Source organism: Hymenobacter properus (genome assembly GCF_015694735.1).
GTDB lineage: Bacteria > Bacteroidota > Bacteroidia > Cytophagales > Hymenobacteraceae > Hymenobacter > Hymenobacter properus.
Genome location: NZ_JADQDP010000002.1, coordinates 910,350 through 933,932 on the forward strand (window position 1 = coordinate 910,350; position 23,583 = coordinate 933,932).

Sequence of the window (23,583 nt, forward strand, 5' to 3'; positions counted from 1 at the left end):
GGTAAGCGCCGCCGGTATTCAACTAAAAAGGCGACCAGTTTGGTCGCCTTTTTTGTGCTTGTGTGCGCCGCGTTGAATGCTAACGGCAACCTTGTGGCTCGGCCGTGGGTACAATCGAAATGCCTTCTCCCGACGCTGCCTACGCCTCATCTGCCCCCGAAAAAGCCTGGGCCGACCATCAGATTCTCGACCACTTCTACGGCCACCTGCCGCCGGAGCCGCGCCGCACGCCCATGCGCGAGCTGATTTCGACCGTGCTTTCGCACCGCACCACCCACGCCGACGAAGAGCTGGCCTACGACCGCATGCTGGAAGCCTTCGGCGACTGGGCCGGGGTGGAGGCTGCGCCCACCTCGGAGCTGGCCCACGCCATCCGGACCACTCGCTGGCCCGATACGCAGGCGCCGCGCATCCAGGAAATTCTGCGCCGCATTCGGGCCGAAACGGGTGGGCCGTTTGAGCTGGATTTTCTGGCCGACTGGCCCACTGAGAAGGGCATGGCCTGGCTGACGGATATGCCCGGCATTGGCCTGAAAACAGCGTCGTTGCTGCTGCTTTTCAACTACCACAAGCCCGTGCTGCCCGTCGATACGCACGTGCACCGGGTGGCGCAGCGGGTGGGCTTCTTGGGGCCGAAGGTGTCGGTAGAAAAGGCCCACGCCGTGCTGCTGGCCCTGCTGCCGGCCGACGCTGAAACGCTGTTCAACTTTCACAAGCACAACTATTGGCACGGCCAGCAGATTTGCTTTTTCCTGAAGCCGAACTGCGCGCGCTGCCCGCTGAAGGGCTTCTGCAATTACTACGAGGAACATTTCGGCCCGGCCACGGCCGAGGCGCTGGCCGCCACGCCGGATAAGTGGAACGCGGCTGCCTGGGGCAAGCTGCCGCACTGAGGCAGGTGCTAGCGTAGCGCCCGGATATTGGCCTGCAGGCTGTCGGTGAAGGCGTGCAGGTAGGTTGGGAGGTTCCTTTTCTGAGTGTCAATCAGCCAGAAGCGCCGGATTCCGGCTTGCCGCACTTCTACGTAGTAGCCGCCCCAGTCACCCGCGTCGGGCTGGCCTATCACGGTGGAGCGCTCCGCCAGTAATTGTGCGGGCACCTGTTGCAGCAAGCCCTGCACCCGCCGAAAATTGGCGGCGCTACGCGCCACGTACTGGCCCTGGTAGGGTGCTGAAGATGATGGATATTTGTCAGCTACATCTTCGGCTAAAGCCTGTTGGGCCAGGTCGAGTCGGAAAATGCGGATGCAGTTAGGGCCACCGCATTCCCCGTAGTAACTGCCGAACACCAGGGTATTGCCCGCGGCTGGGGTAGCGTTTTCTTTATGGCAAGCTGTGAGCAGAGCAAGGCCGAGTAGGGGAGCAGCTAGCGGAGTAAGGAGCCTGAACATAAGGGGGGGCGTTCTACTTGTTGGAAGCGCCACCGCTATGACTGGCCACTCCCGGTCAACGTTGCATCAGTCCAACGAACGGGCTGATGCGGGGTGCCGCACCGTACCTTTGGCCCTCCTATGCGCCTCGTCAAGCATCCCGTCCTCTGCAATTACTACGTCACGTACCGCTGCAATGCGAAGTGCGCGTTTTGCGATATCTGGGAGAAGCCTTCGCCTTACATCACACTCGAAGACGTGACGCAGAACCTGCGCGACCTCAAGCGGCTGGGCGTGTCGGTGATTGATTTCACGGGCGGCGAGCCGCTGCTGCACCGGCAGCTGCCCGAGTTTCTGGGACTGGCGCGGGAGATGGGCTTCATCACCACCGTAACGACCAACGGCCTGCTCTACCCCAAAAATGCCGAAAAGCTGCGCGGCAAGGTGGATATGCTGCACTTCTCGCTCGATAGCATCGACCGCGAAACGCACGACCGGGGCCGCGGCGTGACCTGCTACGATTTTGTGCTCGAAAGCATCCGGGTGGCCAAAGAGCTGGGCGAGCGGCCGGATATCCTGTTCACCGTCTTCCGCAAAAATCTGCAGGATTTGGAGGCTGTTTACCAGGAAATCACCCAGCCCAACGGCCTCGTGCTCATCCTCAATCCCGCCTTCGAATACGGTGAGGTGCAAACCGGCGAGCAGCTCACCCCTGAGGAACTGAACTACCTCTCGGCTTTTGGCCGGCGCAAGGGCGTGTACCTGAACGAGGCCTTCATCCAATTGCGGCGCGACGGCGGTAACCACGTGGCCGCACCCGTGTGCCGGGCCGCCAGCACCACGCTGGTCATCTCGCCCAGCAACGAGCTGGTGCTGCCCTGCTACCACCTCGGTGAGCAGAAATTCCCCATCAACGGGCAGCTATTCGACCTGTACAACGCGCCCGAAACCCAGCGTCTGGCTGCGCTGGAAGGCCGCCTGCCGCAGTGCGAGGGCTGCACCATCAACTGCTACATGCAGCCTAGCTTCGCCGTCGAAACCAGTAAGTATTTCTGGCAGGCGCTGCCCAGCACGCTCAAGTATAACTGGGAAAAAGGCACCTGGAAGCGGCTGATTGGTGCCTAATTGGTCGGTACCGTGCTAGGGCCTGGTACTCCCAATTGCTCCAGCACCTGGGTAATTTCGGCGGGGCGTTGGGTGCCTAGTAGGAGGCGGCTCCCGTCGCGTAGCTCCAGTTGCAAGCCCTGGTCGCCCGAGATATTTAGGGCGCGGTTGCTCTGCGAGCCTTTCAGGCCCCAGCCGCCGTATTCGCCTAGTGGGTCGTAGCTGCGCACGTAAGCTGCTGCTAGTTCAGTCCAGGGCCGGGAGCGCCAGGTTAATTGCAGCGGAAACAAGCGGTAGTGCACTCCGGCTGCATCCAGCCGAGTTTCGAGGCGCAGCGTGAGCAGCAGGCCAATGCTCAGCACCACTATCACGCCCGCTACCGCCGCCGACCACCCGGCTTGGTTTGGGTTGGCCGGTAGCAACCACCACAGCGTTGCTATCACAATAGCTGGCGCCAGCAGCAGCGGCCACCAGCGACGGATGAAAACCTGACGTTCCTGAAAAAGCATGGGAGTAAGAAAAAAGGAGGTTGTGCCAGAAACAGCCGCATATTTACGACCGAACCAATTACTGTATCGCCATGCCCGCTCTCGTATTACAAGTTCACGGCATTTTTCCGCAAATTCCGGCCGACTGCTTCGTAGCCGATAATGCCACCATCGTCGGCGACGTGGTGCTGGGCTCGAAATGCACCGTCTGGTTCACGGCTGTTATTCGGGGCGACGTACACAGCATCCGCATTGGCGACGAAACCAACATTCAGGATGGCGCGGTGCTGCACTGCACCTACCAAAAAGCACCGCTCCGCATCGGCAGCCGCGTCAGCATCGGGCACCGGGCGCTGGTGCACGGCTGCACCGTCGAGGACGAGGTGCTTATTGGCATGGGCGCTATCGTGATGGACCACGCCGTAGTGGGCACGGGCTGCATCATCGCGGCCGGGGCCGTGGTGCTGGAAAATTTTGTGTGCGAGCCCGGCTTTCTCTACGCCGGCGTTCCGGCCCGCAAAATCAAGCCCGTGACGGAAGCCCAGCGCGAAGGGTTGAAGCGTACGGCCGCTAATTACCAGACGTACGCCAGCTGGTTCGAGCCGGCGGGTGAAGTTCAGTAAAGTCCGAAATTTGCAAGTGTTTACGTGAGGTTTATTATTAAATATCAAATAATTGCAGCCGTGCCTTCACCAAAATGTTACTCAAAGGGAAGTCCTTTAAAATGAAATATTGATTTGGATGAGGAGCGTAGCATGGAGTCATTCGTTTTCTCTAACCGCTACATGTCTTTCTTATGCGCCCGCGTTATCGTGTTTTGCCCATCGTGGCGCTGTTAGCGCTGGTTGTAGCGCTACTACCGGGATGCCAGCGGGCGTCTTATTCTTTTCAGCCGGTGCCTGCTGCGCCAGCGGCCCCTGTTGCGCTGCCCGGCGCAGATGTTGCCCCTGAACTTACGGCTCTGTCGCGCCCCCCTGAAGCTGCAGGGAAGGACCTGTTTCGTCTGAAACGGATTTTATGGCACCGTAAACCAGTTGTTGCAGCTGCCCAGCGGCGGGTTGGCGTAGTAAGAGCAGCCCGGCCCGCAACGGCCCGCGGGCAGCGGCGCCCAACGGCGCAGACCCATTATCAACCCGCGAAGCATCTCCAGAAAAACGCTGCTCAGCCCGGACCCGGCCGACACCGCAGCAAAGCCGTTGCCTTGCTACTGGCGGTTTTTCTCGGCCCATTCGGCGCACACCGTTTCTACCTCGGGTATTATGCCCAAGGGGCTGCCTATCTGGGTTTAACAGCCGCAGCGGCGTTTTTCTTTTTGTTGAGTTTGATAAGCCTGCTGGCCGCTACGGCTTCGGTATCGGGGTTCTTCACCGTTACCCTGCTGCTCACCATAGCAATCGAAATCTGGCTGGGCTCCGACATCGTTCGCATTATCGCCAACGACCTCTTGCCTAAGGACGGTGACTATGAAAGGTAGTCAGCCAATAAAAGCCAATGCGCTAGGTCTGTATTGAAGTAGCCTACAACTCGTCGTCGAGCTCGCCGCGCGGGGCTTCGCGCTCGGTGGGCGTGGTCACGCGCAATTGCACCAGCTCCACGGCGCGGCGCGAGCGTTGCAGCACGCGGAACTCGTAGGGGTCGAGCACAGCCACGTCGCCCACTTCCGGGATGCTGCCGTAGATGACGTTGAGCAGGCCGCCCACGGTTTCGTAGTCTTCGCCTTCGGGCAAGGGGTAGGGGAGGTACTCGTTGGCGTCGGGAATGGGCGTGGCGGGGTTCACGCGGTATTCGTCTTCGGCTACTTTCTCCACCACGGGCACCTCGTTGTCGTACTCGTCCTGGATTTCGCCCACCAGCTCCTCCATGATGTCCTCGATGGTGACAATGCCCGACACGCCGCCGAACTCGTCGCTTACAATGGCCATCACAATGTGTTTGCGCTGGAACTGGCGGAGCAGGCGGTTGATTTTCTTGGTTTCGGGCACGAAGTAGGGCGGGCGCATGATGCGGGCCAGCTCCACGGGTTCGCCGCGGCGGATGATGGGCAGCAGGTCTTTCACGTTGAGCACGCCCACGATGTTGTCGATGTTGCCTTCGTACACGGGCATGCGCGAGAAGCCTTCGGCAAACACCGTGTCCAGAATTTTATCCGCCGGGGCGTTCACGTCGAGGGCCGAGAGCTTGGTGCGGGGCACCATGATTTGCTTCACCATGCGGTCGTTGAATTCGAACACGTTCTCAATCAGCTCGTGCTCAGAATCCTGGATTTCGCCGGTTTCCTTGCCCTGGTCAATCAAAAAGCGCAGCTCCTCGGCCGTGTGCACGTCGTGCCCGTGCGTCGATTTCACCCCAAACAAGCCCAGCAAGCCGTTCGATAGCCTGTTTAGCAGCCAGATGGCCGGGTACGTCACCACGTAAAACACCCGCAGCGGCGCCGCGATGGCCAGCGTGGTGGCTTCCGATTTTTGAATGGCCAGTACCTTGGGCGCCTGCTCGCCGATGACGATGTGCAGCGTGGTGATGATGGTGAATGACACCGCCACGAGGGCGAAACCGTGGGCCGCGGCCGGTGCCAGCGTGAAGCCCAGCTTTTCGATGGTGGTCAGCACGATGTCGGCCACCACGCTTTCCCCAATCCAGCCCAGCGCCAGCGAGGCCAGTGTGATGCCCAGCTGCGTGGCCGACAGGTAGGCGTCGAGGTTGCGCAACATGCTTTGCGTGAGGCTGGCCAGCCGGTTGCCCTCTTGCGCTTTCAAATCGATTTGGGACGCTCGCACCTTCACCAGGGCAAATTCAGCCGCCACAAAAAAGCCGTTTACCAGAACCAGTAAAACGGTGATAAGTATTTTTAAACCCATGGTAGCGGCCCCCGCGACGCGGTCGGTCTGGGGGCCTTTATGCTTCAAAAGTACGGAGTTTGGCGCAGGTAGTTGGCCCGATGAACTTTTGCGCCGCCCGATTGTCATCAGCCCGACCTTATTTTGTGGGGCCGGAAGCGGGCCAGCGGTTATGCTTTTTAGCCGTTCCGCCCCCTCTTGGATGCTCCGGCTGCAACGAGGGCCGCCCTTTTTTGGTTATTACCCCACTTTGCCCCAACTCACGGGGTTATGTCAGCTAATGAATACGTCCGGGATACTTAAATTCTTTTTGCTCTGGTTGGGGCTGGCCACATCGGCCGCGGCCCAAATCCTCACGCCCACGCACTTAAGCACGGCCCTGAGCCAGCCCACCGCCAAGGTAGGCGACGAAGTGGAGCTCATCATCAACGCCCGCATCGACGACAAGTGGCACCTCTACGCTTCCGATTTCAGCGACGAAGTGGGGCCCGTGGTGTTCACCATGGCCTTCAAGCCCAGCCCGGCCTACGCGCTGGTGGGGAAGCTGCAATCCGTAAAGTCGCACCACGAGCAGGACGAGGTATTCAAGGGCGAGGTGGCGTTCTGGGAAAAAACCGGGCAGTTGCGCCAACGCATTAAAGTGCTGCAAGCCGGCCCGCTCACCATCACCGGCACCGCCGACTACCAAAGCTGCACCACCGTCGACGGCCGCTGCGTGCCCGGCAACGACCCGCTCACCTTTGGCCCCCTCACCGTGACGGGCGGCGCGGCTCCGGCAAAAGCCACCGGCGCCGTCGCGCCGCCTGCCGCCACTACCGACCCAGCCAAAGGCGTGGCCGCTGCCACACCCGCTGCCACTGCTGCGCCGGCCACTGCTGCCGCCACTCACGCAGCAATAGACACGCCTGCCGTAGCCCAAGCCCCGGCAGCGGAGGCCACGACCGGGCAGCCCCTGGCCGCCGCCCCGGCCGAAACGGTAGCCCCCGATGCTGCCGCACCCGCCGCTACTGCCGCGGCCGCCAGCCCGGCCGACCAAGCGGGCGGCGCTGGCCTGGGGCTGTGGCAGTACCTGCTGCTGGCTTTCGGCGCCGGACTGGTAGCCGTGATTATGCCCTGCGTGTACCCCATGCTCCCCATGACGGTGTCGTACTTCACTAACATGGGCGGCACCCGCGGGCGCAGCATCCTCATGGCCTGCGTTTATGGGCTATCCATTATTGCTATTTACACTTCCGTGGGGGTGGTGCTCAGCCTGCTGTTTGGGGCCGATGCTGCTAATGTTATCAGCTCGCACTGGCTGCCCAACCTGCTTTCCTTCGTGATTTTCATCTTGTTCGGCTTGTCGTTTCTGGGCTTGTTCGAGATTCAGGCCCCGAGCAGCTTGGTGAATAAAGTAGACGCCCAAGCCGACAAGGGCGGCTGGACCGGGCTGTTCTTCATGGCGGCTACCTTGGTGCTGGTGTCGTTTTCGTGCACCGTGCCCATTGTGGGCGCCGTGGCCATTGCAGCTTCCAAAGGTGAGCTGCTGCGGCCCACGCTGGGCATGCTGGCATTTTCGCTGGCCTTTGCGCTGCCGTTCATCGTCTTCGCCCTGTTTCCCACCTGGCTTAAGTCCTTGCCCCGCTCGGGCGGCTGGCTGAACGTGCTAAAGGTGGTGCTGGGCTTCGTGGAGCTGGGTATGGCGTTTAAATTCCTGAGCTCGGCCGACTTGTCCTACCACTGGGGGCTGGTGCCGCGTCCGCTGTTCCTCACCATCTGGATAGTGCTGGCGGCCGTGCTGGGCTTTTACCTGCTGGGCAAAATCAAGCTGCCGCACGACAGCGAAACGGTGCATGTGAGCGTGCCGCGGCTCGTATTGTCGATGATTGCCTTCATGTTTGCCGTGTACCTGGTGCCGGGCCTGTTTGGGGCGCCGCTGCCCACGCTCTCGGCCATTGTGCCGCCGCCCACGCGCCACGATTTCAACCTGGCCACGGCCGGGACGGCCGTGCCGGCCACACCCGCCGTAGCCAGCAGCAACTGTGCCCCGGCCCGCTACGATGATATTCTGGAATTGCCCTTGGGGCTGAATGGCTATTTCACTTTGCAGGAGGCCATTAAGTGCGCCAAGGAGCAGGGCAAGCCCATTTTTGTCGATTTCACGGGCCACAACTGCGGCAACTGCCGCCGCATGGAGGCCGATGTGTGGTCGCACGAAGAAGTACTGCGCCAGCTACGCGAAAAGTACGTGGTAGTGGCCCTGTATGCTGATGATAAAACCACGCTGCCGGCCTCCGAGTGGTATACCTCGCCGCGCGACAACCGCCAGAAAACCAGCATCGGCGAGCAAAACCTGGACTTCCAAATCAGCAAGTTCAACGCCAACGCCCAGCCCTATTACGTGTTGCTCAACCCCGACGACCCAACCAACAAGCCCTTGGTAGCGCCCATCGCCTACGAGCCCGACGTAGCCAAATTCAGCGCCTACCTAGAGGCTGGGGTGAAGCAATACCAGAGCCAGCGCAGCCCCGTAGCTGCTAGGTAGCGGAATAGTTGCTGCTGAAAACGTTATGAAAAAGCCCGTCATGCTGAGCGAACTCAAAGCATGACGGGCTTTTTTGCAAGAATGCCTGTTTCGTAGGCATCCCTTGTTTCCGCAAACGTTTTAATACACGAAGAGGCGACCCCCACCCAGAGGTCGCCTCTTACATGTGTGAGGCGCGCACCCACCCAGATGCGCTGCCTCGTTTTCCCCTCTTCTCCTCCGTATCCGACCACGGCAATCGCGAAAATAACTGGCCCTCTTTGAGGCCGAAAGCTTGCAATTAGGCCGGATATCCTCCGTTTCTTTGCGAACTTATTCTTTTGCGACTCTTATGCCGTGGCCTTCTGCCTTGGATTGCAACAAATGTAAGAGGCGAACTAAGGTGATGCAAATATTTTTGTTGTTCAAGTAAAAATTTACAATAAAAATAATATTGCCGCCTTAATTTTGTAAAGCATTCCAAACACTCCTGCAAAAAATGGCTAGAAATTACGAACTTGATGACACCGACCGCAACATTCTGAACCTGCTGATTCAGGATGCCAAAATGCCGTACACGGAAATCGCCCGAAAAGTCAACGTTTCGGGTGGCACGGTGCACGTGCGCATGGCCCGGCTCGAAGAAATCGGCATTGTGCAAGGCGCCACCCTGCGCATCGATTACCAGAAGCTGGGCTACGGCGTGAGCGCCTTCCTCGGCATCTACCTGCTCAAGAGCTCGGTGTACACCAGCGTGGTCAACCAGCTGCGCGACATTCCGGAGGTGGTAAGCATTCATTTCACCACCGGTGCCTACGGCGTATTTGCCCGCCTCGTGTGCCGCGACACGCAGCACCTGCGCGACGTCCTTCACGACCGGATTCAGCCCATCGACGGCATCGAGCGCACCGAAACGCTGATTTCGCTGGAGGAGGTAGTAAACCGCCCCACGCAGCTGACTTAATTCGATGACCGGCTGACGGTCAATGTATAAGAACGTCCTGCTGAGCGCAGCCGAAGCATCTCTACCGCGCAACGTAATTCATTTACTGCTGCGGTAGAGATGCTTCGGCTGCGCTCAGCAGGACGTTCTATTTTTTGTTTATTCTCCCTTCGGCTCGGAAGAAGCCGAAGGAGCTTCAGGCGCGACCGGTGAAGTAGTGGGGGCAGCCGGGGTCGGGGCGTTCAACTGCCCCATTTGCTGCTGGGCCAATAAGCCAATCAACGCCTCGACCAGCCCGCCGCCTGCGCCGGCACCGCCGCCGTTGGCTTGCACCTCGGGCACAATTTTCACCTGCCGGTCGCCGATAATCTGCATCAGTTGCAGGCCGGTGAACTCACGGGTGCCCAGTGCCTCCACGCCCACGCGGTAGGCTTCGGCCTTGGCGTTGCCGATGGCGCGGATGGCTTCGGCCTCGCCGGCGCCGCGCAGGCGGGTGGCTTCGGCATCGGCGATGGCGCGCAGGCGAATGGCTTCGGCCTCGCCGCCGGCACGGAGCTTGGCGGCCTCGGCTTCGCCGCGCACCTTTTTTACCTGGGCATTGGCGTTGAGCTCGGCAATGTTAACACCCTGTTCGCTTTGCACCAGGGAGTTTTGAATGTCGGCGATGCTGGTTTCGCGCACTAGGGCCTGACGCTGGGTTTGGGCCACCTGTTGCACCTCGTAGGTTTTGCGTTGCTCCTCGGCCAGCTTCCGGTCGGTTTGGGTGGTCATGAGCTGCTGCGGGGGCACGATGTCGCCGATGAGCGTATCGACGGCCTGCACGTTGTAGGCGGCCAAGGCGTTGCGGATGAAGGTGGCCGCGTCGTGCTGCCGCTCGGCGCGGTTGGTGAGGTAGTCGAGTACGGTGTATTCCTGGCTGGAATTGCGGAAGTAGTTCCCCACGATGGGCTCCAGCACGTTGTTGACGAGGTTCTGCATCGAGCCCACCCGCGAGATGACGCGGGGCGCATCCAGCGCCGCCACGTGGATAATCTGCGACACGTCGAGGTTGAAGGAGAAGCCGTCGCGCGAGCGCACGGTGATGCTGCTCAGCGAGGAATCGTAGCCGTGGGCCTCGGTGCGGTTGGCCCAGTTGAGCACAATGTTGGTGGTAGGCACCAGCTCCACCTTCATAATTTCGGTGTTGAGCGGCTGGCGGCCGGGGTAGAGCGGCGTGGCCCAGATGCCCTTGTGGCCCACTTCCACGAGGTTGCCATGGGTAAAGTCGGCCCCGCTTACGTCCACGGCGGGCTTGCCCACGAAGGAAATAACCACGCCCACATGGCCGATGGGGATTTCGGTCATGGCCACCTGCTGCACGCGGCAAAACCAGGGGTTCAGGTTCCAGGAGCCCGACAGCAGCACCTGCTCCTGCAAGCCACGGCTGCCCCCGGCGTCGAGGAAGGCCTGAGCGTCCTGGAAGTTGTTGTGGTTGGGCACCACGGGGCCCGCGATTTCGCCGGGCGCGATGGGAATGCCGTCGAGGGTGGTGACGATGCCCACCGCGTCGGGCGCCACGCGGTAGATGAACAGCTCCTCGGGGCGCATGCCCATGGTGGCGGCGTTGCGCTGGGTGATGATGCTGAACAGAGCCGTGTTGATGCGGTAGGTACCGGCCGTGAGCATGCCCACCTGGCGGCCCTTTTCACCGCCTTTGGTTAGGAAGGCGCGGGCGTCCTGAAAGTTGTCGCAGTCGATTTCGCGGGCAAGGATGTGGCTGGGTGGGATGGGCTCGCCACCGTTGGCCACCACCAGGCCAATTTCGCCCTGCGGCACGATGACCACCGGCTCTTTGGTGATGGCGTACTGCCAGGGCCAGAGGAAGAAGTGCCAGCCCGGCGCCAGCGTGTCGGCCTGGTAGCCGGCCTCGCCTTCGAGGGCGATGAGGCGCCCGGCCGCCAGGTTGCGGCTGGAAAATTTCTTGGCCACCACGCCCACCTGCATCTCGCCGATGACGACGATGCCGAGCAACGATTTGGCCAGGAGCATTATCAGCAGCAGGCCTACTAGTATGCCCAGCAGCGTGTAAGCCAATGAAACGGTAATAACTAGAAGCATAGAAAGCAGAAAAGAAAAAGGGTGAAGCGTTAAAGCGAAAGCGTGGAATTTATCGGCGTTGATTGACAGGCATTACAAGAAGGCAAGCCACTGCCAGCGGAAAGCCAGGCGGAAAGGTAAGCGCCAGGCTGAACAGTGCAACACCACAAAACCAGCGTGGCCGGACTGCCCTATTTTTGTGCCTGCCCATGTCGAACCCTCCGCCCGCCACGCTGCTCATTCAAACCGCTTTCATCGGCGACGTAATCCTGATGACGGCGCTACTCGAATACCTGCACCACACCGAGCCCGCCACGCCCGTCGACGTGCTGGTGCGGCGCGGCAACGAGGGCCTGCTGGCCGGCCACCCGCACGTGCGCCAAGTGCTGATTTGGGACAAAAAGCACCGTAAGTACGCCGCCCTGTGGGACCTGCTGCGCCAGATTCGGGCCGCACAGTACGGCCGCGTAGTCACGCTGCAGCGTTTTGCCAGCACGGGTTTCCTCACTGCCTTTTCGAAAGCGAAGGAGCGCATCGGCTTCGCCAAAAACCCGCTCAGCCGGTTTTTCACGCGCCGCGTGCCGCACCACATCGGCGACGGCACCCACGAGGTGACGCGCAACCTGCGCCTGCTGACCGACGCCGTGCCCACGCCGCTGGTGCCGCCGCGCCTGTATCCCACGGCGGCTGATGAAGCGGCGGTGGCTGGCTACGCGGCAGCCGGGCCGTACATCTGTATGGCCCCCACGTCGGTCTGGTTCACCAAGCAATACCCGGAAAGCAAGTGGCTGGAGCTGCTCGCGACCCTGCCCGCTGGCCTGCGCGTGTACCTGCTGGGCGGGCCGCCCGACGTGGCCGCTTGCGAGCGCCTGGCTGCCGCGAGCGGGCGCGAAAACGTGGTAAGCATTGCGGGCAAAATTGGCCTGCTGGCTTCGGCGGCCCTCATGCGCGGGGCGGTGATGAACTACGTGAACGACTCAGCGCCCATGCACCTGTGCTCGGCGGTGGGAGCACCGGTCACGGCCATTTTCTGCAGCACTGTGCCGGCATTCGGGTTTGGGCCGCTGGCGCCCGCGTCGTTCGTGGTCGAAACCCGGGAGCCGCTGGCCTGCAAGCCCTGTGGGCTGCACGGGCACGGCGCCTGCCCGCTGGGGCACTTTCGCTGCGCGCACACCATTGAGGTGGAGCAACTCCTGGCCACGTTGCCGGTTTTATAGTTGTCAGTTGCTCGTTGTTCGTTGCCAGGTATTCCGTGACTAACAACGGACAACGAGCAACTGACAACCTACGGCTGCCCGTACCTTTGTTTTCTTATGCTCGATTATCACATTCACGAATATCCCAATGGTATCCGCCTCTTACACAAGCAGGTACCGCACACTAAAATAGCGCATTGCGGGTTCCTGCTCGATATTGGCTCGCGCGATGAGGCGCCGCACCAGCAAGGGCTGGCCCACTTCTGGGAGCACATGGCTTTCAAGGGCACCGAGAAGCGCAAGAGCTTCCACATCCTCAACCGCCTCGAAACCGTGGGCGGCGAGCTGAATGCCTACACCACCAAGGAGAAAATCTGCTTCTACGCCGCGCTGCTCAGCACTCACTTTGAGCGGGCGTTTGAGCTGCTGACCGACCTCACGTTCAACTCCGTGTTTCCGGGCCGCGAGGTGGAGAAGGAGCGGGGCGTGATTCTGGAGGAAATGAGCATGTACCAGGACGCGCCCGAGGACGCCATCGTAGACGATTTCGACACCGTCGTTTTCGGCGACCACCCGCTGGGCGTCAACATTCTGGGCACGCGCGAGAGCGTGAGCCGCTTCCAGACGGCCGACTTCCACGCCTTCCTGCAGGAGCAGATGCGCACCGACCGGCTGGTGTTCAGCTCGGTGAGCAACCTGCCGTTTGAGGCGGTGAAGAAGCTGGCCGATAAGTTTCTGGCGCCGCTGCCGGCAAAACGGGGGCCGCGGGTGCGCCGCCCGGTGGGCGACTACACGCGCAAAACGCAGGTAGAGAAGCGGCCCATCTCGCAGGCGCATTGCCTGGTGGGCGGCCCGGCCTACGCCCTGACTGACCCGCGCCGCATCCCGTTCTTCATGCTGAACAACATCCTGGGCGGGCCGGGCATGAACTCGCGGCTCAACCTGGCCGTGCGCGAGAAGTATGGCCTCGTATACACCATCGACAGTACCTACTCGCCCTACACCGATACCGGCCTGTTCGGCATCTATTTCGGCACCGAGGGCAAGCAGCTGAACCGCACGCTGGGCCTGGTGCAGAAGGAGCTGAAGCTGCTGCGCGAAAAGCCACTCACCACCAACCAGCTGCACATTGCCAAGCACCAGCTCATGGGCCAGTTGGCCATGAGCGAGGAAAGCAACAGCGGCCTGATGCAGCTGTTGGGAAAAAGCACCCTCGACCTGGGCCGCGTGGAGCCGCTGAGCGAAATTTTCGAGAAAATCGAGCGTGTTTCGGCTGCCGAGCTGCAGGACATGGCCAATGAGGTGCTGACCGAGGACCACCTGAGCGTGCTGCAATACGTGCCGGAAGGGAAGTAGCGCGATGCGGAGAACGAGCGGCGTACTGGTTTGGCTGTTCACGCTTCTATCGCTGGCTTCAGCCGCGATGGCGCAGCCGGTGCAGCGGCAGCGCGTGCAGTCCAACGACCCCGTCGACATCTACCGTAACGGCAAGCACGCCGGGGAACTCGCCTATTATTTAATGGCCCCGGCGGGCCCGCCGCGCGGCGTCTTGCTGTTGCTGCCGGGCCTCGCCTGCCCGGCCGAAGGGGTGTTCAAGGAAACGGCACTGGCGCAGGAGGCCGCCCGCTCGGGCTTCGTGGTGGCGGTGCCCACGCTGAACAACCGTTTGTACCTGGATTCGGCCGGGACTCGCCTGCTGGGGCAGGTGCTGAACCGGGTAGCGCAGCAATACCCCACTGCGGGCCGCAACTTGTGCCTCGGCGGCTTCTCGGCCGGCGGACAACTGGCTCTGGCGTACGCAGAGCAATTGGTACGGGACAGCGTCCGGCAAACCTGGCGGGTGAAGGCCGTGTTTGGGGTGGACCCGCCCGCCGATTTGGCCAACCTATGGCAGCGGGGCCAACGTGACATCGACCGGAACTGCAGCGCCTTGCTCGTGCGTGGAGGTCAATCCACGCTTAAAACGCTGGGGGATGCCTTCGGCGGCTCGCCGGAGCAAGTTCCGGCCGTGTACCAGCAATACTCGGCTTTTATCAACACCAGTCCGACCGGCGGCAACCTGTCCCAGCTGGCGGCCACGCCCGTGCGGGTGTACTGCGAGCCGGATATGGCCTACTGGCGGTGGCACTTGTGCGCCACCATGCAGCTCGAAGACCTCAATGCGGTAACGCTCCGGCAATTGGTGGATTGCCTGCAACGCCAAGGCAACACCCGCGCCGAGTATATCGAAACCACCGGCAAAGGGAAATTAAAGGGCCGGCAGTTTCCTCATTCCTGGTCGATAGTGGATGCGCCCGAGTGCGTACAATGGCTGCAAACTTGTCTGAGCCGTTAAGCTTATGCCTGTTCCCACCTTCGGCCACCCCGGCACCTACCGGCCCGGCGACACCTTTCGCAACCGCATCGACCTATCGCTAAGCGGCGTGCACCGACCGCGCCGGGCCGGCGTGTGCGGCACCCCTGTCCTGGGGGCCGAGAGCATCGTGCTGGCCGGGCAATATGAGGAGGACAATTTCGAGGAAGAAGAAATCCAGTACTCCGGCAATGGGGGACGCGACCCCAAAACCGGTCGCCAAATCACCGACCAAGTAGCCACCACCGGCATTCTGGCCTTGCTGCGCAGCGTGGAAACCGGCCTGCCGGTGCGCGTGCTACGCAAGGTGCCGGCTGACGATGGCGAGTTGGAAGTGTACCGCTACGAAGGATTATATCAGGTAGTGGGCTCAACCTACGCGCCGGGAAAATCGGGCTTTCTGGTCTACGTATTCCGGCTACGGCCTTTAGTTGGCGCGTAGAGACACAACCTTTGCGTCTCGTCGTTGAACGTTCCAACCCGCGCCATCTGGGTTCGTTCAGGCGTCGTTATCGCGTCATTGTTCAACGACGAAACGCAAAGGGTTGCGTCTCCACGCCGTTTAATCTCATGCAACAAGACCCTCTCGACCTTTACGCCGCCCTACACACCGCGCCCGAGCCGCCGCTGCTGGCCCAGCTTACCCGCGAAACCCACCTGCAAACCCTGATGCCGCGCATGAGCAGCGGCCACGTGCAGGGCCGTTTCCTGAGCCTGCTCAGCCACCTGATGCGGCCGCGGCGTGTGCTCGAAATCGGCACGTTTTGCGGCTACGCCACGCTGTGCCTGGGCGAAGGGCTGGCTAATAACGGGTTGATTCATACCATCGAAATCGACCCGGAAAAAGAAAGTCGCATCCGGCGCTACGTGGCGGCGGCCGGGCTCACGGAGCGGGTGCAGCTGCACATTGGTGCGGCGCTCGATGTTTTGCCGGGCTTGGTCGATGAAGTGTGGGACTTGGTCTTTATTGACGCCGACAAGCGAAACAACGACGCGTACTTTGAAGCCGTCATTGAACAGGTGCGGCCGGGCGGCTTGCTCGTCGTAGACAACGTGCTGTGGAGCGGCAAGGTGCTGCCCGACCACGCCGTGAAAACGGGCGACAAGGACACGCCGCTGGTGCGCGCCTTCAACGACAAAATGGCCCGGGATGCGCGTGTGGAGCCGGTTTTTCTGCCCCTGCGCGACGGGCTGCTGCTGCTGCGCAAAAAGTAGTAGCTACACAATCGATTGTTCTCGCTCCGCCAACCTTCGCCGGGCTAATCCCGTCAAGACAAACCTCCAGCGCTCAATTCCTTCGCATGCGGCACTTTACCTTATTTGTTTTATTGCTGCTGAGCATAGGTGCGGCCCGGGCGCAGGCGCCTGCGCCCACTACGGTGAGCGGCCGCGTAACCGACGGCAAAGACCAGTCGCCGCTTATTGGGGCCAACGTGCTGCTCATTCACCTGCCCGACTCGGTGAAGCGCGGCACGGCCGTCGACACCGAGGGCAAGTTTCAGTTCGACAACGTGACGGCCGGGCGCTACGTGCTCGATGCTTCCTTTGTGGGCTATGCCAAGCTGAGCCAGGCCGTGACGGTGAGCGGCACGCCGGTGCAGCTGGGCACGCTGGCCTTGCAAACGGGCGGCATTCAGCTGAAAGGCGTGGTGGTAACGGGCCAGGCGGCGCAGAGCGTGCAGAAGGGCGACACCACGCAGTACAACGCCCGCGCTTTCAAAACCAACCCCGACGCCAGCACCGGCGACCTCATCGAGAAGATGCCCGGCGTGGCCCGCGGGGCCGACGGCAAGATTCAGGCCCAGGGCGAAAACGTGCAGCAGGTGTTGGTGGACGGCAAGCCCTTCTTCGGCACCGACCCCGACGCGGTGCTGAAAAACCTGCCCGCCGAAATGGTGGACAAGGTAGAAGTGTTTGACCAGCGCAGCGAGCAGAGCCGCTTTTCGGGCTTCGACGATGGCAACACAACTAAGACCATCAACATCGTTACGAAGATTGAATTTCGGAACGGCACCTTTGGGCGCGTGCTGGGCGGCGCTGGCCCCGACCATTACCGGGCTAGCGGCAACATCAACAAGTTCAACGGTAACCAGCGGGTGGCCGTGCTGGCCCAAAGCAACAACGTGAACGAGCAGAACTTCGGCACCGAAGACCTGCTGGGCGTGGTGGGCAACTCCAACACCGGCGGCGGGGGCCGTGGGGGTGGGGGCGGGCGCGGCCCCGGCAACGGCGGCAACGCCGGCGACTTCCTGGTGAACCAGAGCGGCGGTATCACCACCACCAACGCGGCGGGCCTGAACTACTCCAACTCCTGGAACAAGAAGACCGACCTCTCGGCCAGCTACTTCTTCAACCACGCCAACAACGCCCTGACCAGCAGCACCCAGCGTTACTACGTGGATACGGCCAGCACGCGCTACAACCAGGCCGCCAACGCCCGCAGCCAGAACACCAACCACCGCTTCAACCTGCGGCTGGAGCACAAAATAGACTCGGCCAACTCCATCCTGTTTCGGCCCCGGTTCAGCTCGCAAATGAACAACTCGAACAGCGTGCTCAACGGCATCACCAGCCGCCGGGGCATCGAGCAGAGCCGCCTCAACAGCACCTACACCGGCGAAAACAGCGGCATGAACACCGGCGGCGACCTCCTGTTTCGCCACCGCTTTGCCAAGGCGGGCCGCACGGCCAGCCTCAGCATTGGGGGCGCTTACAACCAGCGCACCTCCACCACCACGCTGCAAACCGAGGACACAGGCTCGGCGCGGAACAACCTCAACCAGCTGAGCGACCTCACGCAGCACGGTGGCAACATCAGCGCCAATCTGGCTCTGACAGAGGCCCTTTCGCGGCAAAACATGCTGCAGGCCAGCTACAACATCAACTACGCGCCCAACAACAGCAACAAGTACACCTACGACCGGCTGAATGGCGACACCCGGCAGCTGAACGAGGGGCTGAGCAACGTGTTTGATAACTACTACCTCACGCAGGCGGGCGGCGTCACGTTCCGGCACGTGACGCAGAAGCTGCAGGCCGGTGTGGGGCTCGCCGGCCAATACGCCGAGCTGTACAGCGACGCGCAGTATCCGCGGCCCAGCATTGGGCGCTACCACTTCGTGAATGTGCTGCCCAACGCCAACGTGAACTACCGCTTCACGCGCCAGAAAAACCTGCGCCTGTTTTACCGCACCAACACCAACCCGCCCAGCGTGAGCCAGCTGCAGGCCGTGGTGAACAACTCCAACCCGCTGCAGCTCACCATCGGCAACCCCACTCTGCGCCAGGAATTCCAGCACTCGGTGAACATCCGCTACTCGGTGTCGAACCCCGAGGTGTCGAGCAACTTCTTCGCGCTGCTCTCGGGCTCCTACACCCAGAACCCGATTTCGAACCGCACCATTGTGGCGGCCCGCGAAACCACCGTGACGCCGGAGGGCGCCCCGCCCGTCACCATTCCGGCCGGCGGCCAGCTCACCCAGCCCACCAACCTGAGCCAGCAGTACAACGTGCGCTCGCTGGCCAGCTACGGCCGGCCCATCAAAGCCATCAAAACCAACGTGAACCTGAGCGCCAACGCCGGTTTCTCCCAAAACCCTGGCCTGGTGAACGGCGGCCTGAACTACGCCCGCGTGCCCTCGTTCGGGGCTGGCCTCACGCTCAGCTCCAACATCAGCGCCAACCTTGATTTCACGGCCTCCACCACGTCGAGCAAGAACTACGTCATCAACACCCTTCAGACTAAGCTTAACACCAATTACTTCTCGCAGGTGACGCGGGCGCGGCTGAACTGGATTGTGGGCCCCGGCATCAACATTGCCACCGACCTGGTGCACCAGGCCTACGCGGGCCTCTCGGCCGGCTACAACCAGCAATACGCCCTCTGGAACGCCAGCATCGGCAAGAAGCTGTTTCCGGGCCAGCGTGGCGAAATCAAGGTTTACGCCTTCGATTTGCTGGGCCAAAACCGCAGCATCTCGCGCAACGTGACCGAGGCCTACTACGAAGACGTGCAAACCAACATCCTGCAGCGCTACTTCATGCTGATGTTCACCTACAACATTCGCAGCGGCAACGTGATAGCGCCCAGTTCAGGTGAGGATGGGGGACGCCAAGGCCGGGGTGAGGGTCGTGGGGAAGGCCGCGGCTTCGGCCGGCCCGATGGTGGCGGTCAGGGCGGCGGCATGGGCGGCCCGCCCCCCGGCGGTGGGGGAGGCGGCCCGCAGTAAGAACGCAGTCGGCACGTCACATCGACCGTCATGCTGAGTGCAGCGAAGCATCTTTACCGCAGCAGTAAATCAAATTACCATTGCAGTAAAGATGCTTCGCTGCACTCAGCATGACAACCGAGAGGCGGCTTTTTGCTCAAAAATCAGGTTCTTTGCAACTTCCGGGCGGGAGGGGGCCGCGGTGGCCGCCTTCCGCCCGTCTTGCTTATGCGAAATTCCGTTGCCCTGTTGCTCGGCCTGAGCCTGCTTCTGATACAGTCTGTGGTGGCCCAAACCACCTCGCCCTTGCGTCCCACCGTGCCCGCCGCCCTCGACGTGGCCGGCCTGCACCTTGTGCTGAATGCCGAAGCCCAGCGCCTGGTGCAGCAAAAGGTAGACGGCCTGAGCCGCCACCAGCCTTCATTCCAGGCTCGGGTGGATTTGGCCGATGCTTCATTCCCCATCATCGACCGGGTATTGAAGGAGGAAGGCGTGCCGCTCGACTTTCGCTACCTGGCCCTGCAGGAAAGCGCCCTGATTGGCGACGCCCGCAGCAACCACGAAGCCGTAGGCTACTGGCAGCTCAAGCAGGAAACCGCCACCGGCCTGGGCCTGACCGTGAACGACGCTGTGGACGAGCGCCAGCACCTGGCGGCCAGCACCCGCGCCGCCGCCCGCTACCTCAGCCGCAACAACAAACCGCTGCACAACTGGCTCAACGCCCTGCTGAGCTACTACACCGGCCCCGCCGGCGTGCAGCCCTACACGCTGCCTTCTGATTTCGACGCCACCGAAATGGCCATTACGGAGGCCACCTCGCCCTATGTGCTGGCGTTTTTGGCGCACAAAGTGGTTTTCGAGCCCGCCTGCGGTCTGAATCCCAAGCCCGCGCTGCTGCTTCAGGAGTTTCCGGCCGTGGCCGGGCAGCCCCTGGCCGCCCAAGCTGCGGCCCTGCACGTGGACCCCGCCGCCCTGGCTCTGCACAATCGTTGGCTGCTGGCCGCTACCGTGCCTGCCGACCGGCCCTACACGCTCATTGTGCCCGTGGGCGACGTGACGCAGGCCGCCGGCATTCTGGCCAACCAGCGCCTGCAAAGCCGCGGTGAGCTGCTGAATGCACCCGCCGTGGCCGGCAACACGGCCGAAGTGCGCATCAACCGCCTGCGCGCCCTCATCGCCCTACCCGGCGAAACCATGGTGGACCTGGCCCGCCGCGCGCACAAGCGCTTGGGCGAGTTCCTGCGCCACAATGAGATGACCGGCTTCGACAAAGTGGTGGCCGGCCGCCCGTACTACCTGCAAAGCAAGCGCGACGCGGCCGCCGTGGAATACCATGTGCTGCAGCCCGGCGAAACGGTGTTCGACGTAGCCCAGAAGTACGGCATGCGCCAGAAAGCCGTGTACAACAAAAACCGCATGGCCCGCAACGAGGAGCTGCGCCCCGGTCGCGTGCTCTGGCTGCAGCACACGCGCCCACGCGAAACCGCCATCGAATACCGCGCCCTCACCGAATCGGTGGCCCTGGAGCGCCCCAGCAGCACCCCGACGGCCGCCGAGCGCGAAACCGACGCCTTGGTAAGCACCGCCAACGAAGCCATTACCCTGCCCCGCCGTGCGGCCACCGAAAGCGGCCAGGTGAAGGTGAAAGTCAAGGTGAAAAGCGAGGACGGCAAAACCAAGTCCAAGCGCGTAGTGGCCGACGACGCCGACGGCTGGGGCGAAACTCTGGCCACGGCCGCTGCTACCGCGGCTCCGGTTCCCGTTCCGACGCCCGCAGTAGCTCCGGCTCCTGCGCCGGTAGCCGCCGTGCCTGCGCCCACCCCGCCGGCACCGACACCCGCCCGGCCGGCAGTGGCCAAAGCGACTTACCTGCCGCCGCCCGCCGCTGCTCCGGCGCCCGCCCCCCTGGCCGACGACCCCGGGGAAATAGATTCGGCCGCGGTGGCCCCTGCGCCGGCGCGCCCCACCACCGTATCCAAACCCGCCCCCACGCCCAAGCCAGCCCCGGCCAAGGCTGCTGAGCCCGCGCCCACTTACCCGGCGGTTGTGGCGGCTAAGCCAGTAGCTACGGCGCCCGTGGCGGTAACAAAGCCGACGGCCGTGGCCCCGAAGGCCGCACCCGCCGATGCCACCCACCGCGTCGAGGCCAAGGAAACCGTGTATTCCATCAGCCGTCTCTACAACATTCCGCCGGCTACGCTGATTGCCATCAACCAGCTTCAGCCGCCCTACGGTTTGGTGCTGGGTCAAACCCTGAAGCTGAAAGCCGCCGAGCCCGAAGCTGCGCCCGCCGTATCCAAGGCGGCGCCAGTGGCCAAAGCGCCCCAGCAGCCCGCCCCAGCGGCCAGCCAAGCGCCTGCCCCGGCCTCCCAATCCAGCGGCCGGATTAATCCGGCCATGCTGTACGTGCCCAAGAAAACCAGCCCGGCGGCTGCGGCCGCCGCTGCCACGCCGGCTGCGCCCGTGGCCCCCGCCAGCCAAGCCACGCACACCGTAGCTAAGGGTGAAACGCTTTATAGCATTGCCCGGCAGTACAAAGTGGCCGTAGCTGATTTGCAGGCCTGGAATGGCAAGGCACCCGAAGATGCTTCGGCTAAGATTGGAGAAGTGCTGCGGGTGCAAGCTCCTGCCAAGTAATTTGGTTCGACGAGTGAGTGGTGGTGGACGCGCCGAGTGGCCGAAAATTGCCAGAAACAACTGGTTTGTAGATGAAGAAAACTAGCTGAAACAAAGGTTTTAATGCACATTTGCAACTACCTTCCTTTCATCTAAACTTCATGAAAAAAAGCTACGCCACTCTCCCCATGCTTTTGCTGGCCAGCTCTGCCTGGGGCCAGCCGGTCAGCAGCCTCGTGCCCGCGCGCAATGCGCCGGCTGCTAACCGCGCTACCGTCGTCTCCGCCACCTTGGCTGCGCCGGCCCCAATGGCCGCCCTGCGCGTGTTCAGTGCCCAGGCCGGCGGCCGGAAGGCTGGCAGCAGCACCGTGAGCGGCAATGCCGTGACGTTCGCCCCGGCCGTCGATTTTCGGCCCGGCGAAACGGTGACCACCAGCCTGACCGGCGCTTCGCCGCACGTGTGGCAATTCGTGGCCGCCGCCACGGGCGGCACGGGCACCTTCACCACCACCACTTCCGTGAATACGGCGCCCGGCCAGACCAGCGGCAGCACCGCGACCATTACCCCCGCCGACTTGGACGGCGATGGCGACCTCGACGTGCTGGTGCCCGGCGGGTATGGGTCGGGGCTGCTGGCGTGGTACCTGAACGATGGCAGCGGCCAACTTACTAGCGCCAACCGATTCATTTCCGTCGCAAACAACGCGGAACAGGTGGCCGTAGGCGACATCGACGGCGACGGCGACTTGGATGTGGTGGCCTGTGCTGCCCGGCCTTCGCAGTTCGACATCGCCCGCAACGACGGGGCCGGCAACTTTACCGTTTCGGCGGTTTCCACCTCGGCTGTCAACACTTCAGCCAGCAGCCTGCTGCTGTTCGACGCCGACGGCGACGGCGACTTGGATATGGCTTATTATAACTGGAACAGCGCGGCGCCCCGCCAGTTTGAGGTGCGACTCAACAACGGCACGGGCAGCTTTGGCGCCGCCATGGCGACGACGGTGCCGGCGCAATACGGCTATGCCACGCTCCAGCCGGGCGACCTTGACCAGGATGGCGATTTGGATTTAGTGCTGTGCTGCAATGGCAATGGGGTCGACAGCTTTGCGCAGCCCTTTTTCAACAACGGCGCTGGCAGCTACACCGCCGGCCCCGTGTACCCGGCCGCTAACTACTCGGGCGGTGCTGCGCTGGGCGACGTGGACGGCGATGGCGACCTCGACTTGGCCGTGGTGGATTACCAGATGGCCAGCCCGGTTCGGCTGCTGCTCAACAACGGGGCCGGTGTTTTTGCCGCGGGCGCCACGCTCACGTCGGGTTCTGGTGCGCAGCGGGCCGCTTTCGCCGACCTCGACGGCGACGGCGACTTGGACCTGCTCGTACACGGCGTCGGCGACTTCGTGCATCTCAACGACGGGCGGGGAGGTTTCGGCGCGGCGGCCACCGTGGCCAGCAGCGGCGCCCCCAGAGGCTTGGCCGTGGCCGATATGGACAACGACGGCGACCTGGATGTGCTCGCCATCGAGACGGCCGTGAATGCGCCGCTGCTCCTGCGCCGCAACGCCAACCGCACCACCTCGGCCACGCGCCCCCAACTCACCACGGCGTTCCGCTGCTGGCCCAATCCCACAGCTTCCACTGGCCAGTTGTGGATAGAACTGCCGACGGCCGCCCCCGCTACCGCCACCCTGCACGATGCCTTAGGCCGTTTGGTTCGGCAACAAGCTTTCAACGGCCAGGCCACCAGCCTGACTACTAATGGCCTGGGCCCGGGCGTGTACTTGCTCACCGTGCAGGCCGCCGCGCTCGCGCCGCTCACGCAGCGCGTGGTGGTGGAATAAATAAGCCAAAATGCACCGCTCAGGGAATCAGACCGGGGCAAATTGAGGTTTG

Annotated in this window: 18 protein-coding genes; 14 read left to right on the top strand and 4 right to left on the bottom strand. The window is 62.5% G+C overall.

Going from position 1 to position 23,583, the window contains the following annotated elements; translation table 11 throughout:
• The first annotated feature begins 119 nt into the window (after positions 1-119).
• Entirely contained in the window at positions 120-893 is a 774-nt protein-coding gene (locus tag I2I01_RS10015) for an endonuclease III domain-containing protein (protein WP_196286297.1), read from the top strand.
• An 8-nt stretch (positions 894-901) separates the two neighbouring features.
• Here I2I01_RS10015 and I2I01_RS10020 read toward each other — a convergent pair whose 3' ends face one another.
• Positions 902-1,390 carry a hypothetical protein gene (locus I2I01_RS10020; RefSeq protein WP_196286298.1) on the bottom strand — a complete coding sequence of 163 codons (489 nt, stop codon included), beginning with the start codon at positions 1,388-1,390 and terminating at the stop codon, positions 902-904.
• Positions 1,391-1,510: 120 nt separating this feature from the next.
• On the opposite strand from I2I01_RS10020, the gene I2I01_RS10025 reads away from it, so the two are divergent.
• The gene (locus I2I01_RS10025) at positions 1,511-2,494 is read left to right on the top strand and encodes a radical SAM protein (RefSeq protein ID WP_196286299.1); all 984 of its coding nucleotides are present in this window, start codon (positions 1,511-1,513) and stop codon (positions 2,492-2,494) included.
• On the opposite strand, the gene I2I01_RS10030 is transcribed toward I2I01_RS10025, so the two are convergent.
• Positions 2,491-2,982, bottom strand: a complete 492-nt coding sequence (locus tag I2I01_RS10030) for a hypothetical protein (protein ID WP_196286300.1) — start codon at positions 2,980-2,982, stop codon at positions 2,491-2,493. The two genes, I2I01_RS10025 and I2I01_RS10030, sit on opposite strands and share 4 nt — an antisense overlap.
• A gap of 71 nt (positions 2,983-3,053) precedes the next feature.
• On the opposite strand from I2I01_RS10030, the gene I2I01_RS10035 reads away from it, so the two are divergent.
• Both I2I01_RS10035 and I2I01_RS10040 read left to right on the top strand, forming a co-directional pair.
• Positions 3,054-3,584 carry a gamma carbonic anhydrase family protein gene (locus tag I2I01_RS10035; protein WP_196286301.1) on the top strand — a complete coding sequence of 177 codons (531 nt, stop codon included), beginning with the start codon at positions 3,054-3,056 and terminating at the stop codon, positions 3,582-3,584.
• A gap of 173 nt (positions 3,585-3,757) precedes the next feature.
• Positions 3,758-4,435 carry a TM2 domain-containing protein gene (locus I2I01_RS10040; protein ID WP_196286302.1) on the top strand — a complete coding sequence of 226 codons (678 nt, stop codon included), beginning with the start codon at positions 3,758-3,760 and terminating at the stop codon, positions 4,433-4,435.
• Between the two features lie 43 nt (positions 4,436-4,478).
• Here I2I01_RS10040 and I2I01_RS10045 read toward each other — a convergent pair whose 3' ends face one another.
• Positions 4,479-5,864 (bottom strand): hemolysin family protein, encoded by a 1,386-nt coding sequence (locus tag I2I01_RS10045; protein ID WP_211537896.1) that lies wholly within the window; start codon positions 5,862-5,864, stop codon positions 4,479-4,481.
• Between the two features lie 211 nt (positions 5,865-6,075).
• Here I2I01_RS10045 and I2I01_RS23410 point away from each other — a divergent pair, with 211 nt between their 5' ends.
• Entirely contained in the window at positions 6,076-8,319 is a 2,244-nt protein-coding gene (locus I2I01_RS23410; RefSeq protein WP_196286303.1) for a protein-disulfide reductase DsbD family protein, read from the top strand.
• Positions 8,320-8,797: 478 nt separating this feature from the next.
• A complete protein-coding gene (locus tag I2I01_RS10055; RefSeq protein WP_046244611.1) occupies positions 8,798-9,262 on the top strand; it encodes an Lrp/AsnC ligand binding domain-containing protein in 465 nt (154 codons plus the stop codon).
• Positions 9,263-9,400: 138 nt separating this feature from the next.
• Here the strand turns inward: I2I01_RS10055 and I2I01_RS10060 are convergent, their stop codons facing one another.
• A complete protein-coding gene (locus tag I2I01_RS10060) occupies positions 9,401-11,338 on the bottom strand; it encodes an SPFH domain-containing protein (protein ID WP_196286304.1) in 1,938 nt (645 codons plus the stop codon).
• 188 nt (positions 11,339-11,526) lie between these two features.
• Between I2I01_RS10060 and I2I01_RS10065 the strand changes: the two genes are divergently transcribed.
• The 8 genes from I2I01_RS10065 (at position 11,527) to I2I01_RS10100 (ending at position 23,531) form a co-directional block, all read left to right on the top strand.
• On the top strand, positions 11,527-12,534 hold the full coding sequence (locus tag I2I01_RS10065; RefSeq protein ID WP_196286305.1) for a glycosyltransferase family 9 protein: 1,008 nt from the start codon (positions 11,527-11,529) through the stop codon (positions 12,532-12,534).
• Positions 12,535-12,630: 96 nt separating this feature from the next.
• Positions 12,631-13,869, top strand: coding sequence for a M16 family metallopeptidase (locus I2I01_RS10070; RefSeq protein ID WP_196286306.1), 1,239 nt, complete (start codon positions 12,631-12,633; stop codon positions 13,867-13,869).
• A gap of 4 nt (positions 13,870-13,873) precedes the next feature.
• Positions 13,874-14,848 (top strand): alpha/beta fold hydrolase family protein, encoded by a 975-nt coding sequence (locus I2I01_RS10075; protein WP_196286307.1) that lies wholly within the window; start codon positions 13,874-13,876, stop codon positions 14,846-14,848.
• A 4-nt stretch (positions 14,849-14,852) separates the two neighbouring features.
• A complete protein-coding gene (locus tag I2I01_RS10080; protein ID WP_196286308.1) occupies positions 14,853-15,308 on the top strand; it encodes a YDG/SRA domain-containing protein in 456 nt (151 codons plus the stop codon).
• 128 nt (positions 15,309-15,436) lie between these two features.
• Positions 15,437-16,081: an O-methyltransferase gene (locus tag I2I01_RS10085; RefSeq protein WP_196286309.1), complete on the top strand. Its 645-nt coding sequence runs from the start codon at positions 15,437-15,439 to the stop codon at positions 16,079-16,081.
• A gap of 86 nt (positions 16,082-16,167) precedes the next feature.
• The gene (locus tag I2I01_RS10090) at positions 16,168-19,095 is read left to right on the top strand and encodes a TonB-dependent receptor (protein ID WP_196286310.1); all 2,928 of its coding nucleotides are present in this window, start codon (positions 16,168-16,170) and stop codon (positions 19,093-19,095) included.
• Positions 19,096-19,302: 207 nt separating this feature from the next.
• The gene (locus I2I01_RS10095) at positions 19,303-21,711 is read left to right on the top strand and encodes a LysM peptidoglycan-binding domain-containing protein (protein WP_196286311.1); all 2,409 of its coding nucleotides are present in this window, start codon (positions 19,303-19,305) and stop codon (positions 21,709-21,711) included.
• 140 nt (positions 21,712-21,851) lie between these two features.
• The gene (locus I2I01_RS10100) at positions 21,852-23,531 is read left to right on the top strand and encodes a T9SS type A sorting domain-containing protein (protein WP_196286312.1); all 1,680 of its coding nucleotides are present in this window, start codon (positions 21,852-21,854) and stop codon (positions 23,529-23,531) included.
• The last annotated feature ends 52 nt before the right edge of the window (positions 23,532-23,583 follow it).